Consider the following 15,134-nt stretch of genomic DNA (forward strand, 5'->3'; position numbering starts at 1 on the left):
AGGAAAACGATCATGTTCAAGCCTATGGCCCTGGCCGCTGCTGTGCTCGCTACTTTCAGCCTGAATGCCTTCGCGGCAAAAACCGAGTTGACGGTGTACACCGCCCTCGAAGCCGAGCAACTGACCGCTTACAAAGCCGCGTTCGAGAAGGCCAACCCGGACGTCGAGATCAAGTGGGTGCGCGATTCCACCGGGATCATCACCGCCAAACTGCTGGCCGAAAAGGCTCGTCCGCAGGCTGACGCGGTGTGGGGCCTGGCCGCTTCGAGCCTGGCGATCCTCGATCAGCAAGGCATGCTGCAAAGCTACGCACCGAAGGATCTGGGCAAGATCGGCGCGAACTACCGCGACGCCGCCAACCCGCCAGCCTGGGTCGGCATGGACGTGTGGGCCGCGACTATTTGCTTCAACACCGTCGAAGCCGAGAAGCAGGGTTTGAGCAAACCGGTGAGCTGGCAGGACCTGACCAAGCCTGAGTACAAGGGCAAGATCGTCATGCCGAATCCGGCGTCGTCCGGCACCGGTTTCCTCGACGTCAGCGCCTGGTTGCAAACCTTCGGTGAGAAACAGGGCTGGGCCTACATGGACGGTCTGCACCAGAACATCGGCCAGTACGTTCACTCCGGTTCCAAGCCTTGCAAACTGGCCGCTGCGGGCGAATTCCCGATCGGCATTTCCTTCGAATATCCGGCGGTACAGCTGAAACGCCAGGGCGCGCCGCTGGACATCATCCTGCCGAAAGAAGGCCTGGGCTGGGAGATCGAGGCGACTGCCGTGATCAAAGGCACCCCGCATGAAGACGCGGCGAAAAAACTCGCGGACTTCTCCGCCAGCGCCGAGGCGATGGATCTGTACAAAGAGAACTTCGCCGTCCTCGCTCAGCCGGGCATCGCCAAGCCGCAGACCGAACTGCCGGCCGACTACGAGCAGCGTCTGATCAAGAACGACTTCGCCTGGGCCTCGAAGAACCGCGACGAGATCCTGACCGAATGGCGCAAGCGTTATGACGGCAAGTCCGAGAAAGTCGTCGCCAAGTAAGATCTTTATCGACTGACAGGGCCTCTTCGCGAGCAAGCCCGCTCCCACATTGGATCTTCAGTGAACACCTATTTTGTGGGCACCAAGAATCCCCTGTGGGAGCGGGCTTGCTCGCGAAGGCGGTCTCCCATTCAGGGAAAATCTCCATGACACAACACAAAGACCTGCTCATCGTCGGCGCCGGCATCCTCGGCCTGTCCCACGCTTACGCCGCCGCCAAGCGCGGCCTCAAGGTCAGCGTTTTCGAACGCACCGCCACGCCCCTCGGCGCCTCGGTGCGCAACTTCGGTCAGGCGCTGGTCACCGGCCAGCCACCCGGGCCGATGCTTGAACTGGCCAAGGCCAGCCGCGAGATCTGGGGCGACTGGGCGCAACTCGCCGGTCTGCAGATCAAGCGCAACGGCTCGTACCTGTTCGCCCGCAGCGAAGCCGAAGAGCAATTGCTCGAAGCCTTCTGCAACGGCCGCGCCGTGGAACACGGTTACAACGTCGCCTTGTTGCGTGGCGCCGCATTGCGTGATCTGTACCACGGTCAGTTCAGCCATCACCGCGCCGCGCTACACGGCGTGGACGATCAACAGTTGTACTCGCGGGAAGCGATCCCGGCGCTGATCGACTATCTGCGCCGTGACCTCGGCGTCGAGTTTCACTTCAGCACGCTGGTGCGTGACGTCGAGCCAGGACGTCTGCACAGCACCGCCGGTAGTTTCACGGCGCAGCAAATCATCGTCTGCTCCGGCCACGATTATCAGACCCTGCTGGCCGAGCCGATTGCCACGCTCGACCCGCAGATCTGCTGCCTGCAAATGCTCCGCGCCAAACCGCAGATCGAGCTGAATCTGCAACACGCCTTGCTCACCGGTTTGAGCTGCGTGCACTACGGCGCCTTCGCCGATTTGCCAGAAGCGGCAGCGGTGCAGGCACAGATCCTGCGCGAACAACCGCACCTGCACGACAACGGCATTCACCTGCTGATCAGTCCGACGCCGTATGGCGAGCTGATCATCGGCGACTCTCACCATTACGGCAGCGATCCGTCGCCGTTCAACGCCGAGCAAGTGGACAACTGGATGCTCGAACTGGCTGAGCACACGCTGGGCTGCAAGGTGCAAGTGGTCGAGCGTTGGCAGGGCGTCTACGGTGCCCGTGGGCCGGGGCCGTTCTCATTCCTGCGGCCGGCACCGGGCTTGAGTGTGGCGCTGATGCACACCGGCGTCGGCATGAGCGTCGGTCCGGCACTGGCCGAGCGCAACGTGGCGCAATTGCTGGAGGAAATCTGATGGTGGGGCATGCGCAAGTCGTTGACCGGGTATTTGCGCTGTATGAACGCTTTGGTGCTAGTGATTACATCGGCGAGCCGGTGTCGCAGATCGAACACATGTCTCAGGCAGCGCAGTTGGCGATGGCTGAAGGCTTTGATGATGAAGTGGTGCTCGCCGCGTTCTTCCACGACATCGGCCACCTGTGCGCCGAAGGTGCCGAGAACATGGGCGGTTATGGCGTGGTCAGCCATGAGCGGCTGGGGGCGGATTATTTGCGTGAGGCGGGATTCAGCGAGCGTATGGCGCGGCTGGTGGAATATCACGTGCAGGCCAAGCGGTATCTGACGCTACGTGAACCGGGGTATTTCGAGCGCCTGAGTGAAGCCAGTCGCCGGACTCTGGAATATCAGGGCGGGGTGATGAGCGAGGCTGAGGCGGATGCGTTTGAGCGCGATCCGTTGTGTACCGTGAGTTTGCGCATGCGGCAGTGGGATGAGTTGGCCAAGGAGAGGGCGGTGCCGGTGATGGATCTGGGAGTATTGAAGGAGAAGGCGGTGCGTCTGCTGGCGGCGTAATCCGTGTCACCGAGTCGCGCCATTCGCGAGCAAGCCCGCTCCCACATTCGACCGAGTTCCACCATAAAGAATGCGATCAAACTGTGGGAGCGGGCTTGCTCGCGAAGAAGCCAGATCAGGCGCTACAAATCTGCAGCCAATAGATCAATCTGCTCCTGCCGCTCCGCCTGATTCAGCTTCGGATGCGGATTGAGTGAAGACCACTGCGGATGCGCCCGTGCCTTGTGCAACGCTTCAGGCAGCTTGCCTTCGCGCCAGGTCTTGTCCTGCGGGGTGGCGACCTGAACCGCTTCCATCGCCGCATGTCCGCGCTGATCGAGCGCCAGCAACAGTTGGCGCTGACGCAACGCCAACAGCCGCAGCACGCCGTCATCCACGGTCAATTCCCGCTGTCCCTTGATCTTGCCCAGCAAGCGGCTGCCATAACTGCGCGCGGTTTGCAGGGCGCCGCCGGCAATCGCACCGGCCAATGCCGCCGCACCGAGGGTAATGCCGCCGACCAGCAGATCCACCCCAGCCCCGGCAGCGGCACCGGCCGCAATCCCGCCGCCCACCCGCACGCCGAGTTGCTTCAGGGTTTCCGGGTTGAACAGATCATCGCCCCAACGCCCATCGAGCAACGGCAGATCACTGGCCGCCGCATCCTGCGGGCGAAACGCATAGAGCTTGAGCAACGCTTCGACGCATTTCTGTTCACGCTGGCGCACGGCTTTGCGCAGTTCGCTGATCGCTTGCTGTTCCTGCTCGGCCTCACTGACCACACTGCGTCGGCAGGCGGCGCAGTCGATCAGCAATTCGGCGATCAAGCGCGCCGCACTTTGTTGGCGGGCGAGGCGCTGGGCCTGTTGATCGGCGATCAAGCGCTCCAGTTGCGGACGGGCGTTTTCCAGCAGCAGCGCAAGGCTTTCGTACAGGCGCCGTTCGCCGTCTTCCGGCGGCGCAACGCTGTCGAAGCGCACCAGCGCATGCAGGCCAAGCCGCGCCAACGCCTCGCGCCAGTCCGGCTCGCGATGGTTGGCGCTGCTGACGAAATTCAGCACCGGCAACAGCGGCTTGCCGCAACTGGCGAGCACTTCGAGTTCGTCACGATACTTGGCCAGCACCGGTTCGCGGGCGTCGATCACATACAGACCGGCGTCGGAGGCGAGTAGCTGTCGCAGCACTTTCGCCTCCTGTTCGAAACGCTGACGCGCTTCGCTGCCGTCGAGAAACCGCGCCAGTCGCGCCGGGCCGTCGAGACGTTCGCCGGGGCGCTCCAGACGCTCAAGGAAATCCAGCAGGGCGATGGCGTCTTCCAGCCCGGGGGTGTCGTAGAGATCGAGCAACGGCTCGCCGTCCACCGACAACCGCGCACCCTCGACATGTCGAGTGGTGCTCGGCCGGTGCGAGACTTCGCCGAAGCCGACGTCGCGGGTCAGGGTGCGCAGCAGCGAGGTCTTGCCGACGTTGGTGTGGCCGACCACCGCGAGTTTCAGCGGCGCTTTCCGGGCATCAGTCATGACCTGTCTCCAGCCAGTTCATCGGTGCGCAATCGGCGAACGGCAACTCCAGTTGTTGCAGCGCAACGTGCCAGTCGCCGAGGCGGGCACTGTCCAGCGCTTCGCCGGGCGGTGCTTGCAGCAGCCAGACCCGGGTGGCGCTGGCGTTGCGCGCCAGTTCGGCGATCAGCGCGAGGCTGCCGCGATCCGGCGAGCGTCGCGGGTCGCAGGCGATCAGCAGGCGCGCCGGAGGGAAACGGCTGAGCTGTTCGAGCAGTTTGTGCCGCGATTCGCGGCTGTCGAGGATTCCGGCGTTGCTCACGGTTTTCGGCAGGGCCGGTGGCCACGGGCGCTGATCGTCGAGTTCGATGGCCACCAGCAAAGCGCCGTCGCTGGCGTGTTCGCTGACGCTGCTTTCAACGCGATGCAACTGCGCAGGCGCCGCGTCGTTGATGCCGAGGCGTTCGCTGGTCGGCATCAGCCGCTCACGCAACTGGGCGTAACCGGGCAAGTTCAGGTCCAGCGTCAGCGCGGCTTTGCCGCGACTCCAGCGCCAGAAACACAACAGCGCCAGCAGCAGGCGCGGCAGCACGCCGTAGACCACCAGTACGCCGACCAGCCAGGTCGCCCAGGCCTGTCGCGCGCTTTCGATATCCAGCGCTGCACCGCCACTGGCGCGGATCATCTCCACGGTTGGTACGTTGAAGCCGAGCAGTGCCGGCAGCGCGCCGAGGGCTTGGGTCAGGTTGATAAAGGTGTCGGCGCCGAGAATGGTGGTTTCCCAGACGAAACCGTAGCGCCGGGTCGCCATCAGTGTCAGCAGCAACAGCAGCGCGCTGAGCATCGCCAGCAACCACAGGCCATTGACCAAAGTGCCGAGCGCCCAGCGATTGAGTTTCCTGCGCTGCAACATCAGCAGCAGGGCCGGCGCGAGTTGCGCGGCTTTGGCATCGCGGGCGAGTTTTTCGCTGAGCCATAGCCACAAGCGCCCGAGGGTGGCGCCGTGTTCACCGGCAAAGATCAGCCCCAGCGCCCAGCTCAGCAGCAGAATCAGGTTCAGTCCGAGCAGACTGCCCAGGGCCCAGAACACATTGACCGGCGTCTGGCTCAGTGCGGCGAAGGCCAGCCCGGCGCCGCTCAGCAGCGCGAAAATGACCAGCAGCACCAGCGCCAGACGCGCGCCTTGCAGCCAGTGCTTGAGTGCTGCGCTCAGCCCGTCGCGCTCGGCCAGCCACACGGCGCGGCGTTGAATACGGCCCGGCAGATCGCCGCCGGCCGCGCGGGCCAGTCGATTGGCTTCCAGATCCTCCAGGGGACCTGCGTGTTCTTCGCGCAGGCGGATGGTTTCGGTCAGCCAGAGGTTTTGCAGTGGAGTCAGTTCAGTCACGCGCCATTCCGTTGCTCGATTGAGCAGTGAGCATAACCGCTGTGGCGCTTATCGGGTCAAGCGAGGCTCTGGTATCCTCGCCGGCATGACTAAATCACTCCCCCTCAGCCTGATCGCAGCCCTCGGTGAAAACCGCGTGATCGGCGTCGACAACAGCATGCCCTGGCACCTGCCGGGGGACTTCAAATACTTCAAGGCCACGACCCTCGGCAAGCCGATTATCATGGGCCGCAAGACCTGGGATTCCCTCGGCCGTCCGTTGCCGGGGCGCTTGAACATCGTGGTCAGCCGTCAGCCGGATCTGCTGCTGGAAGGGGCAGAGGTGTATCCGTCGCTGGAAGCCGCGGTGGTTCGCGCCGAGGAATGGGCGAAAGCGCAGGGTGTCGATGAGTTGATGCTGATTGGCGGCGCGCAGTTGTATGCGCAAGGGCTGGCGCAGGCGGATCGTCTGTATCTGACCCGAGTGGCGCTGAGTCCTGAGGGTGATGCGTGGTTTCCGGAGTTCGATCCGAACCAGTGGAGACTGGTGTCGAATGTGCCGAATCCGGCTGAGGGCGACAAGCCCGCGTACAGCTTCGAAGTCTGGGAAAAGGCTTGAATTGTGGTGAGGGGATTTATCCCCGATGGGCTGCGTAGCAGCCCCAAGAGCATGGGGTCGCTGCGCGACCCATCGGGGATAAATCCCCTCGCCACAAGTGTTGCTGTCAGGCCTGTGCCAGCTCCGCATGCTCATCCGCATCCAGCAGTGCTTTATCGGTCTGCTGCATCACTTGGCTGGTAATCGCACCGGCCGTGATCGAACCACTCACGTTCAACGCCGTACGACCCATGTCGATCAGCGGCTCCACCGAAATCAGCAGCGCCACCAGTGACACCGGCAAGCCCATCGCCGGCAGCACGATCAGCGCAGCAAACGTCGCGCCACCGCCAACACCGGCCACACCGGCGGAACTCAGGGTCACAATCGCCACCAGCGTCGCGATCCAAAGCGGATCCAGCGGGTTGATGCCGACGGTTGGCGCAACCATCACCGCCAACATCGCCGGGTACAGACCGGCGCAACCGTTCTGGCCGATGGTCGCACCGAACGAGGCGGCGAAACTGGCGATCGACTGCGGAATGCCCAGGCGACGGGTCTGCGCTTCGATGCTCAGCGGAATGCTCGCCGCGCTGGAGCGACTGGTGAACGCGAACGTCAGCACCGGCCAGATCTTGCGGAAGAACCGCAGCGGGTTGATCCCGGCCGCCGACACCAGCAGGCCATGCACCACGAACATCAGGCCCAGACCGAGGTACGAGACCACCACGAAACTGCCGAGCTTGATGATGTCCTGCAGGTTGGAACCGGCGACCACTTTGGTCATCAGCGCCAGCACGCCGTACGGGGTCAGCTTCATCACCAGGCGCACCAGACGCATCACCCAGGCTTGCAGGGTGTCGATGGCGTTGATCACTTTCTGACCTTTCTCGACATCATCCTTGAGCAGTTGCAGCGCCGCGACCCCGAGGAACGCGGCGAAGATCACCACGCTGATGATCGAGGTCGGCTTGGCCCGGGCCAGGTCGGCGAACGGGTTCTGCGGAATGAACGACAGCAGCAGCTGCGGCACATTCAGGTCGGCAACCTTGCCGGCGTAGTCGGTCTGAATGGTTTGCAGACGGGCCATTTCCTGAGTACCGGCGACCAGGCCTTCGGCGGTGAGGCCGAACAGGTTGGTCAGTCCGATACCGATCAGCGCCGCAATCGCGGTGGTGAACAGCAGCGTGCCGATGGTCAGGAAGCTGATCTTGCCCAGCGACGAGGCGTTGTGCAGCCGTGCCACCGCGCTGAGGATCGAGGCGAACACCAGCGGGATCACGATCATTTGCAGCAATTGCACGTAACCGTTGCCGACCAGATCGAACCAGCCGATCGAGGCTTTCAGTACCGGGTTGCCGGCACCGTAAACGGTGTGCAGGGCAACACCGAAGGCTACGCCGAGCACCAGCGCGAGCAGGACTTTTTTCGCCAGGCTCCACGTCGTGTGGCGGGTTTGCGCCAGACCGAAGAGCAGGGCGAGGAACACCAGCAGATTGAGGATCAGCGGCAGATTCATGAAGACTCCGATAAGACTTGTGCCAGTCGCCTTCGGGGGCAACTGCGAACCGGCAAGCCTAACAGTTTGATTTCCAATGAATTAATACCGAAATCGCAGGTTGTCCGTCGTTTTTGGAATAAGCGCTTGTCGCTCTCGGCAATGCAACTGGCGTTGAGGAGACGTAAGCGGTCGCTGACAGACGAGGATTGTCACACTTATTTGTTAGCGTCGATGTCTTTCAGTCAGGGAGAAAACGCCGATGAAGTTCGCACCGAAAATGCTCGCTGTGGTTCTTGGATTGGGCTTGGCCGCTCACGCATTCGCCACCGATCTGAAGCACTGGCCGGCGGATCAGGCCAAGGCACTGGACGCGATGATCGCGGCCAACGCCAACAAGGGTAACTACGCGGTGTTCGACATGGACAACACCAGCTACCGCTATGACCTCGAAGAGTCCTTGTTGCCGTTCATGGAAAACAAGGGGCTGATCACCCGCGAGACGCTTGATCCCTCCCTGAAACTGATGCCGTTCAAGGACACCGCTGACCATAAGGAAAGCCTGTTCAGCTATTACTATCGCCTGTGCGAAGTCGACGACATGGTCTGCTACCCATGGGTGGCGCAGGTGTTCTCTGGCTTTACCCTCAAGGAACTCAAAGGCTACGTCGATGAGCTGATGGCCTCGGGCAAACCGGTGCCGACCACTTATTACGACGGTGACGTGGTGAAGAACCTTGAGGTGCAGCCACCAAAAGTCTTTACCGGTCAGGCCGAGCTGTACAACAAACTGATGGAGAACGGCATTGAGGTCTACGTGATGACCGCCGCCTCCGAAGAGCTGGTGCGCATGGTCGCGGCTGATCCGAAGTACGGCTACAACGTCAAACCGCAGAACGTGATCGGCGTGAGCACATTGTTGAAGAACCGCGAAACCGGCGAGCTGACCACCGCGCGCAAACAGATCACCGCCGGCAAGTATGACGAGAAGGCCAACCTCGGTCTCGAACTGACCCCGTACCTGTGGACCCCGGCGACCTGGATGGCCGGCAAGCACGCGGCGATCCTGACCTACATCGACGAGTGGAAAAAACCAGTACTGGTGGGCGGCGATACCCCGACCAGCGACGGTTACATGTTGTTCCACAGTGTTGACGTGGCCAAGGGCGGCATCCACTTGTGGGTCAACCGCAAAGACAAATACATGACCCAGCTCAACGGCATGATGACCAAGAACGCGGCAGCGCAGGCCAAGGAAGGGTTGCCGGTGACGGCGGACAAAAACTGGGTGATCGTGAAGCCAGAAGAAATTCAGTAAGACCCAATTCTGTGTTGGAGCGCAGATTCCAGAATCACTGACAGTCCCCTGTGGGAGCGGGCTTGCTCGCGAAGAGGGAGTGTCAGGCGAGAGGTTTTTTGACCGGTAGACCGCTTTCGCGAGCAAGCCCGCTCCCACCGTTTTGATCTTCTGTGACTGGGATATTTTGGTCGGGCAAAAAAATGCCCCGCATTTGGCGGGGCATTTTTATCCGGCGGTTAAAACTTACAGCCCGTCGAGCATCGCCTTGTTACGCACCGCACCCTTGTCGGCGCTGGTCGCCAGCAGGGCGTAGGCCTTCAGGGCGGTGGTCACTTTGCGTGGACGCTGCTCGACCGGTTTCCAGCCTTTCTTGTCCTGTTCGACCCGGCGCGCAGCCAGTTCTTCATCGCTGACCAACAGGTTGATCGAGCGGTTCGGGATGTCGATCAGCACTTTGTCGCCGTCCTGCACCAGACCGATCGCGCCACCGGCCGCAGCCTCTGGCGAAGCGTGGCCGATCGAGAGGCCGGAAGTACCGCCAGAGAAACGACCGTCGGTGAGCAGCGCACAGGCTTTGCCCAGACCTTTGGACTTCAGGTACGAGGTCGGGTAGAGCATTTCCTGCATGCCCGGGCCGCCTTTCGGGCCTTCGTAGCGAATGATGACGATGTCGCCTTCCTTCACTTCGTCGGCGAGGATGCCGCGCACGGCGCTGTCCTGGCTTTCGAAGATCTTCGCGTTGCCTTCGAAGACGTGGATCGACTCATCAACGCCGGCGGTTTTCACCACGCAGCCGTCGAGGGCGATGTTGCCGTAAAGCACGGCCAGGCCGCCTTCTTTCGAGTAGGCGTGTTCAAAGCTGCGGATGCAGCCGTTTTCACGGTCGTCGTCGAGGGTTTCCCAACGGGTCGACTGGCTGAACGCGGTCTGGGTCGGGATGCCCGCCGGGCCGGCCTTGAAGAAGTGGTGCACCGCCTCATCGTCGGTCTGGGTGATGTCCCACTTGGCGATGGCTTCTTCCATGCTGCGGCTGTGCACGGTCGGCAGGTCGGTGTGCAGCAGACCGCCACGAGCCAGCGAACCGAGGATGCTGAAGATGCCGCCAGCGCGGTGCACGTCTTCCATGTGGTACTTCTGGATGTTCGGCGCGACCTTGCACAGTTGCGGCACGCTGCGCGAGAGACGGTCGATGTCGCGCAGGTCGAAATCGATCTCGGCTTCCTGGGCCGCAGCCAGCAAGTGCAGGATGGTGTTGGTCGAACCACCCATGGCGATGTCGAGCATCATCGCGTTCTCGAACGCCTTGAAGTTGGCGATGTTGCGCGGCAGCACCGACTCGTCGTTCTCGCCGTAGTAACGCTTGCACAGCTCGACGATGGTACGACCAGCCTGCAGGAACAGTTGTTCGCGGTCACTGTGGGTCGCGAGGGTCGAACCGTTGCCCGGCAATGCGAGGCCGAGGGCTTCGGTCAGGCAGTTCATCGAGTTGGCGGTGAACATGCCGGAGCACGAACCGCAGGTCGGGCAGGCGCTGCGCTCGTACTCGGCAACCTTCTCGTCAGAAGCGCTGGAGTCGGCGGCGATCACCATGGCGTCGACGAGGTCGAGACCGTGGGCAGCGAGTTTGGTCTTGCCGGCTTCCATCGGGCCGCCGGAAACGAAGATCACCGGAATGTTCAGGCGCAGGGCGGCCATCAGCATGCCCGGGGTGATCTTGTCGCAGTTGGAGATGCAGACGATGGCGTCGGCGCAGTGGGCGTTGACCATGTACTCGACGGAGTCGGCGATGATCTCGCGACTCGGCAGCGAATACAGCATGCCGTCGTGACCCATGGCGATGCCGTCATCCACGGCGATGGTGTTGAATTCTTTCGCGACGCCACCGGCGCGTTCGATTTCCCGGGCAACCAATTGACCGAGGTCTTTGAGGTGCACGTGGCCCGGCACGAACTGGGTGAAGGAGTTGGCAATGGCGATGATCGGCTTCTTGAAGTCGTCATCTTTCATCCCGGTGGCGCGCCACAGTGCGCGGGCGCCGGCCATGTTGCGGCCGTGGGTGGATGTTTTCGAGCGGTAATCTGGCATGGAGCACTCCGGGCGGCTAATCAGGTATCAAAAGGGAGTGAGCTTCTATTGACGTCTGGAACACTCAGAAATGGCCGTGTGTCCTGGATGTTGCCGATGACTTTGCGGGATCGCCGCTTGCCTCAGCCTGAGCTCATAAACCCGCCGGGGGATGAATGGCGATGAATCAGCCGATTCTACACCGCTGGCGTCTGGAGGGAATGGCGCAAAGCGTTGTTCCAGTGCCGACGGTGTGTCTGGCATGACGACCGGCAGGCTCAATCGCTGCCAGAGGGCGTGATGGCGCTGGTTCCGATGACTCTGGCGCGGTGGCTGATCCGCTTGTTCAACGCCAGTGCGATGCAGCTGAGCAGGATAAAACAGTAGCCGAGGGTGGCTTGCAGGTTGCTTGGGCTCAGGCTGATCAGGGCGCTGATCAGGCCGCCACAGATGAAAATGATCGTACTGCCTGCGGAGGCCGAGGTGCCGGCATTTTCCGGGAACAGGCTCATGGCCCGCGAAGTGGCAGCAGGGCGCGCGATGGTCGTACCGGCGGTGCAGATCAGCATCGGGATCAGCACCGTGGCCGCCGAGAGCGCCAGGTGCCTGGCCATGAACAGCATCACCAGCCCCGCCAGCAGGATCAGGCTCAGCCCGACCAGCATTTGCTGCCCGGGCGAAATGCGCCGGCTCAGCAGCGTGGCGACGATGCCGCCAGCGACATAGGCCGCGCCGTAGATCAGCAGGATCAGCGAGAAGTCATAGGCTGACAGCTGCAATTGATCCATGAAAATCAGCGGCGAAATGACAATGAACGAGAAGTGGCAGGCGAATGCGAAAGCCGAGATCAGCCAGTAGCCAACGAAGTCGAAGTCCCCCAGCACCCGTCGGTAAGCCTTGAGAAAATGGATCGGTGTATCTCTGACAGCGGGCCGACTGTTGTCCAGAAACACCCAGGCTTTGAGCAACACCACAGCCGCCAGTGCGATGAACAGCCAGAAGCTGCCGCGCCAGCCCAGGGTCGCCTGTAGAAAGGTCCCGGCCAGCGGCGATACCGAGATGAAGATCCCGGTGGCGGTCACCATCAGGATCCGCAGGCGATCGCGCTGTTCGCCCTCGAACAGGTCCTGCACCAGTGCCTGCGACAGGACGAAACAGCCGCAGCCGATGGCCTGCACGATGCGAAAGGTCATGAACAGTGTGTAGTCACTGGTCATGACGCAGCCGATGGCGCCGAGGATCGAGACAGCCATGCCGGCGAGCAACAAGCCCTTGCGCCCGATGACGTCGGACAACGGCCCGATCAGCAGTTGGGCAAAGGCGATGCCCACCGCGAACAGGCTGATCGACAGGGCGATGTCGGTCGGGGTGCTGGCGAAGTGTTCGGCCAGCGCCGGGAACGACGGCAGCAGGACGTCCAGCGGAAACACTCCCAGCAGCACCATGGCCAACAGCAGACTGACCGCCCCGCGTCGTTGTCGGGTCGTTACCACCGTTCTTCCTTCAAGCATCGATCAGTCCTGCCTTGGCGAAAAGTTTGCGGTTGTTGGGGTGCGCGAAGAATCCGGCCCTTTCGAGTGCAGCAAGCGTAGCTGTGGCTCCGGATCTGGCACGCTGGCGGCTGGCCTGTTCGTTGGTCAGGTCATCGAGAATCTCCTTGATTGCGCCTTCGCCAATGCCGGCGCGGCGCAGGCTCTGATGTAGCCATTGCTCGTCGACTTCGAAGAAGGTCGCCAGGGTCTCCAGCAAGGTTCTGGCCGCGAAGGCGCGCTGACGGCTGTTCAGGGTCAGCCAGAGGTAGTGAAAGACTTCGGAAAAAAACCGACTGTGCCGGGCTTCGTCAGCGAGGTGGTCGCGCAACATGTCACTCACGCTGGTCACCAGCGTCTCCCGGCACACATCCAGCAGCTCCCGGGCGATGATGGTTTCCGAGACGAAACCGAGCAGAAACCATGCCAGCGGGCGTTTGCTCTCCGGCGTTCGAGCGATCTGACCGGTCAGGCGGGTAATGCGCAGGGGCATCTGCGGTCGGCCGGTGAAACCATGCAGTTCGGCGATCTGTTCGGCCAGACGATGGGAGAACAGCGCGTGATAACCCTCGTCGGTATAGAGCTGCAGCGCGGCGGTTTTCATCCGTGAAGGAATGTAGGCAGGTAACTCGCCGTGGACGATGGTTTCCACGGCGCGGTTGACGATGCGGTGTTCAAGCAGCGTGGTGTAGTCGAGGAAGTGCACCAGGTGATTGGCCGCCAGTCGATGCATGACCCTGCTGCCTGCGGCTTCAATGGCCGGGTGGGACAGGTACGGCAGGAAGGCCGGCGGAAACCAGAAGCGGGTCTGCAGTTGTAACTGCAGGTCTGCCGGCAACTGGTAGTCGTGCCGGCTCGTACGCACCGAAGCGCGGTTGTCCCAATCGCCAAGCGTGAAGCGAAGCATCCAGGACTCAGGTGTTTCGGGCTGTTCCGCGGTTGACACGTTCATGTACGCGTCTCCTGCAACAGGTCACGCATTTCCTGACACATCGCCTGACCGTCGCTGGCGCCGCAGCCGACAAAGAACAACGGTTGTTCAGCGCTGCCTTCGAGTTTGAGCAGGGCTTCGACCTGCCGATCGGCAAACGCGCCGGTCAGCCACGTTCCCAGGCCCAGCGCCGTGGCCACCAGTTGAAAGGTCTGCGACAGGTGACCCGCCTCGACGAACGCCATGCGATAGGCGCGCGAGTGTTCATACTTCCACCAGAGCTTGTCGAAGCGGGCGGTGATGAACAGACCCAGCGGCAGGTTATTGATGAAATGCTGGCCCGCCAGCAAATGGCCGAGCGCGGGTTCGGGCAAGGGATTGACCCGGCTGAGCGCGTGTTCTGCCGGGTGATAGGCATAGATGCCGGGTTCCAGGCCCTCGATATTGCGAGCCAGGAGAAACCCTTCACAGGCGTTCAACCCGCCACCCGAAGGACTGCTGCGACGGGCGCCCAGGCCCTCGGCGATACTCTCGTCGCGATCATGGTCGCGGTGGCGAAGAAAACCCAGCGAGAGATACATCAGTGTGCCGACGTCACCGAGGGTGATTGATGCGCCAGTAAAGGAGCGGCAGGTTTTTCTCAGGCGCAGGACATTGCCAAGACTGGCAACGGTCAGGGCGGCGGAGGCGGGGAGGGCGATTCGGGGTTCGTCCTGTTGTATCGGACGATCTTGCGCGGGTGCCGGTGTGGTCAGCACGGCGCTGCAATGGTTCAGGTATTGCCTGGACCACTCATGAATATTCTGGGGTATCTGTTCGCAGGGAATGTTCTGGGTGCCGATATGATAAATCTTCGACAACTCATCCCAGCCCCATGGCGGGCTGTCTATTTTTGCAACGGTTAATATGCCCGCATTCAGAAGTTGTGAGTCTATTATGTTGCGTCTGTCGAATTGCTCCGGGTTATTGATAAGTTGTGCAAGTCGACAAGAATAAGTCAGGTCCAGCTCATGCTGAGTATGGTCTTTATAATTCCAGTCTATTTGTCCGGGTGTGCGCGGCAATATGAATAAGTAAGGATTGATGTGCATGTTGTATAGATCGCTCTGGAAAGGGTCGAAAGAACGCTGGGGTGCCGGCACTCCCCAGCGTTCTGGCTCACTTAGCGGGCTTTAGGCGCAACCAGGAAGGCCAGGTTTGCGATTTTGTTGGTTTCCAGAGTAATTGCTTTCATAAGTATGAACTCCTTGTTCATTGAGAGTGAATGTCACCGTCGTGGTGACAACTTAATAATAGGTTGTAATGAATTATTGGCAAGCGATACTTGGGTAGGAAATTTCTATTAATTTTGTCGGAGCGGGCATGCTGCACGGGCGGGCTTGTAAGTTTTAATTCTTAAAATTTAATGCGCAGGGAAATGTCCTGCGTACATGTAGGAAGTTGGTTGTAGGAAAAAGCCAAGGAATTCGACGACATTGCATCGCCGTAAGCAAAC

Annotated in this window: 12 protein-coding genes; 5 read left to right on the plus strand and 7 right to left on the minus strand. The window is 61.4% G+C overall.

Features of this window, described 5'->3' with window-relative positions; genetic code table 11:
* The first annotated feature begins 12 nt into the window (after nt 1–12).
* The 3 genes from JFU48_RS08815 to JFU48_RS08825 all read left to right on the plus strand — a co-directional run bounded on the left by JFU48_RS08815 (nt 13) and on the right by JFU48_RS08825 (nt 2,875).
* Complete coding sequence (locus JFU48_RS08815; protein WP_003229178.1) at nt 13–1,038, plus strand: putative 2-aminoethylphosphonate ABC transporter substrate-binding protein; 1,026 nt, start codon at nt 13–15, stop codon at nt 1,036–1,038.
* A 146-nt stretch (nt 1,039–1,184) separates the two neighbouring features.
* Nucleotides 1,185–2,318 carry a TIGR03364 family FAD-dependent oxidoreductase gene (locus tag JFU48_RS08820; protein WP_201136314.1) on the plus strand — a complete coding sequence of 378 codons (1,134 nt, stop codon included), beginning with the start codon at nt 1,185–1,187 and terminating at the stop codon, nt 2,316–2,318.
* Nucleotides 2,318–2,875, plus strand: a complete 558-nt coding sequence (locus JFU48_RS08825; protein WP_201136315.1) for a phosphonate degradation HD-domain oxygenase — start codon at nt 2,318–2,320, stop codon at nt 2,873–2,875. The genes JFU48_RS08820 and JFU48_RS08825 overlap by 1 nt, the downstream gene beginning before the upstream one ends.
* A 122-nt stretch (nt 2,876–2,997) precedes the next feature.
* Here the strand turns inward: JFU48_RS08825 and JFU48_RS08830 are convergent, their stop codons facing one another.
* Nucleotides 2,998–4,374: a GTPase/DUF3482 domain-containing protein gene (locus JFU48_RS08830; protein ID WP_103484307.1), complete on the minus strand. Its 1,377-nt coding sequence runs from the start codon at nt 4,372–4,374 to the stop codon at nt 2,998–3,000.
* Nucleotides 4,367–5,740 carry a DUF2868 domain-containing protein gene (locus tag JFU48_RS08835; RefSeq protein ID WP_201136316.1) on the minus strand — a complete coding sequence of 458 codons (1,374 nt, stop codon included), beginning with the start codon at nt 5,738–5,740 and terminating at the stop codon, nt 4,367–4,369. The genes JFU48_RS08830 and JFU48_RS08835 overlap by 8 nt, the downstream gene beginning before the upstream one ends.
* A gap of 85 nt (nt 5,741–5,825) precedes the next feature.
* On the opposite strand from JFU48_RS08835, the gene JFU48_RS08840 reads away from it, so the two are divergent.
* On the plus strand, nt 5,826–6,338 hold the full coding sequence (locus JFU48_RS08840) for a dihydrofolate reductase (protein ID WP_003229170.1): 513 nt from the start codon (nt 5,826–5,828) through the stop codon (nt 6,336–6,338).
* Between the two features lie 106 nt (nt 6,339–6,444).
* On the opposite strand, the gene JFU48_RS08845 is transcribed toward JFU48_RS08840, so the two are convergent.
* Entirely contained in the window at nt 6,445–7,836 is a 1,392-nt protein-coding gene (locus JFU48_RS08845; RefSeq protein WP_096795779.1) for an L-cystine transporter, read from the minus strand.
* Nucleotides 7,837–8,077: 241 nt separating this feature from the next.
* On the opposite strand from JFU48_RS08845, the gene JFU48_RS08850 reads away from it, so the two are divergent.
* Nucleotides 8,078–9,133 (plus strand): hypothetical protein, encoded by a 1,056-nt coding sequence (locus tag JFU48_RS08850; protein ID WP_003229167.1) that lies wholly within the window; start codon nt 8,078–8,080, stop codon nt 9,131–9,133.
* A gap of 225 nt (nt 9,134–9,358) precedes the next feature.
* Here the strand turns inward: JFU48_RS08850 and ilvD are convergent, their stop codons facing one another.
* The 4 genes from ilvD to JFU48_RS08870 all read right to left on the minus strand — a co-directional run bounded on the left by ilvD (nt 9,359) and on the right by JFU48_RS08870 (nt 14,730).
* On the minus strand, nt 9,359–11,200 hold the full coding sequence (ilvD, locus tag JFU48_RS08855) for a dihydroxy-acid dehydratase (protein WP_003229166.1): 1,842 nt from the start codon (nt 11,198–11,200) through the stop codon (nt 9,359–9,361).
* 257 nt (nt 11,201–11,457) lie between these two features.
* Complete coding sequence (locus tag JFU48_RS08860) at nt 11,458–12,690, minus strand: MFS transporter (RefSeq protein WP_201136317.1); 1,233 nt, start codon at nt 12,688–12,690, stop codon at nt 11,458–11,460.
* Complete coding sequence (locus JFU48_RS08865; RefSeq protein ID WP_201136318.1) at nt 12,683–13,660, minus strand: diiron oxygenase; 978 nt, start codon at nt 13,658–13,660, stop codon at nt 12,683–12,685. The genes JFU48_RS08860 and JFU48_RS08865 overlap by 8 nt, the downstream gene beginning before the upstream one ends.
* Entirely contained in the window at nt 13,657–14,730 is a 1,074-nt protein-coding gene (locus JFU48_RS08870) for a SagB family peptide dehydrogenase (RefSeq protein WP_201136319.1), read from the minus strand. Before JFU48_RS08870 ends, JFU48_RS08865 begins: the two co-directional genes overlap by 4 nt.
* Between the last annotated feature and the right edge of the window lie 404 nt (nt 14,731–15,134).

Origin of the sequence: Pseudomonas sp. TH49, assembly GCF_016650625.1 — a bacterium.
Lineage (GTDB): Bacteria > Pseudomonadota > Gammaproteobacteria > Pseudomonadales > Pseudomonadaceae > Aquipseudomonas > Aquipseudomonas fluorescens_H.

Excerpts from the sequence above, each read along its gene's own strand:
- JFU48_RS08830 (WP_103484307.1), bottom strand. The coding sequence starts at position 4,374 with ATGACTGATGCCCGGAAAGCGCCGCTGAAACTCGCGGTGGTCGGCCAC.
- JFU48_RS08860 (WP_201136317.1), bottom strand. The coding sequence starts at position 12,690 with ATGCTTGAAGGAAGAACGGTGGTAACGACCCGACAACGACGCGGGGCG.
- JFU48_RS08845 (WP_096795779.1), bottom strand. The coding sequence starts at position 7,836 with ATGAATCTGCCGCTGATCCTCAATCTGCTGGTGTTCCTCGCCCTGCTC.
- JFU48_RS08840 (WP_003229170.1), top strand. The coding sequence starts at position 5,826 with ATGACTAAATCACTCCCCCTCAGCCTGATCGCAGCCCTCGGTGAAAAC.
- JFU48_RS08870 (WP_201136319.1), bottom strand. The coding sequence starts at position 14,730 with ATGCACATCAATCCTTACTTATTCATATTGCCGCGCACACCCGGACAA.
- JFU48_RS08820 (WP_201136314.1), top strand. The coding sequence starts at position 1,185 with ATGACACAACACAAAGACCTGCTCATCGTCGGCGCCGGCATCCTCGGC.
- JFU48_RS08815 (WP_003229178.1), top strand. The coding sequence starts at position 13 with ATGTTCAAGCCTATGGCCCTGGCCGCTGCTGTGCTCGCTACTTTCAGC.
- JFU48_RS08825 (WP_201136315.1), top strand. The coding sequence starts at position 2,318 with ATGGTGGGGCATGCGCAAGTCGTTGACCGGGTATTTGCGCTGTATGAA.
- JFU48_RS08865 (WP_201136318.1), bottom strand. The coding sequence starts at position 13,660 with ATGAACGTGTCAACCGCGGAACAGCCCGAAACACCTGAGTCCTGGATG.
- JFU48_RS08850 (WP_003229167.1), top strand. The coding sequence starts at position 8,078 with ATGAAGTTCGCACCGAAAATGCTCGCTGTGGTTCTTGGATTGGGCTTG.
- ilvD (WP_003229166.1), bottom strand. The coding sequence starts at position 11,200 with ATGCCAGATTACCGCTCGAAAACATCCACCCACGGCCGCAACATGGCC.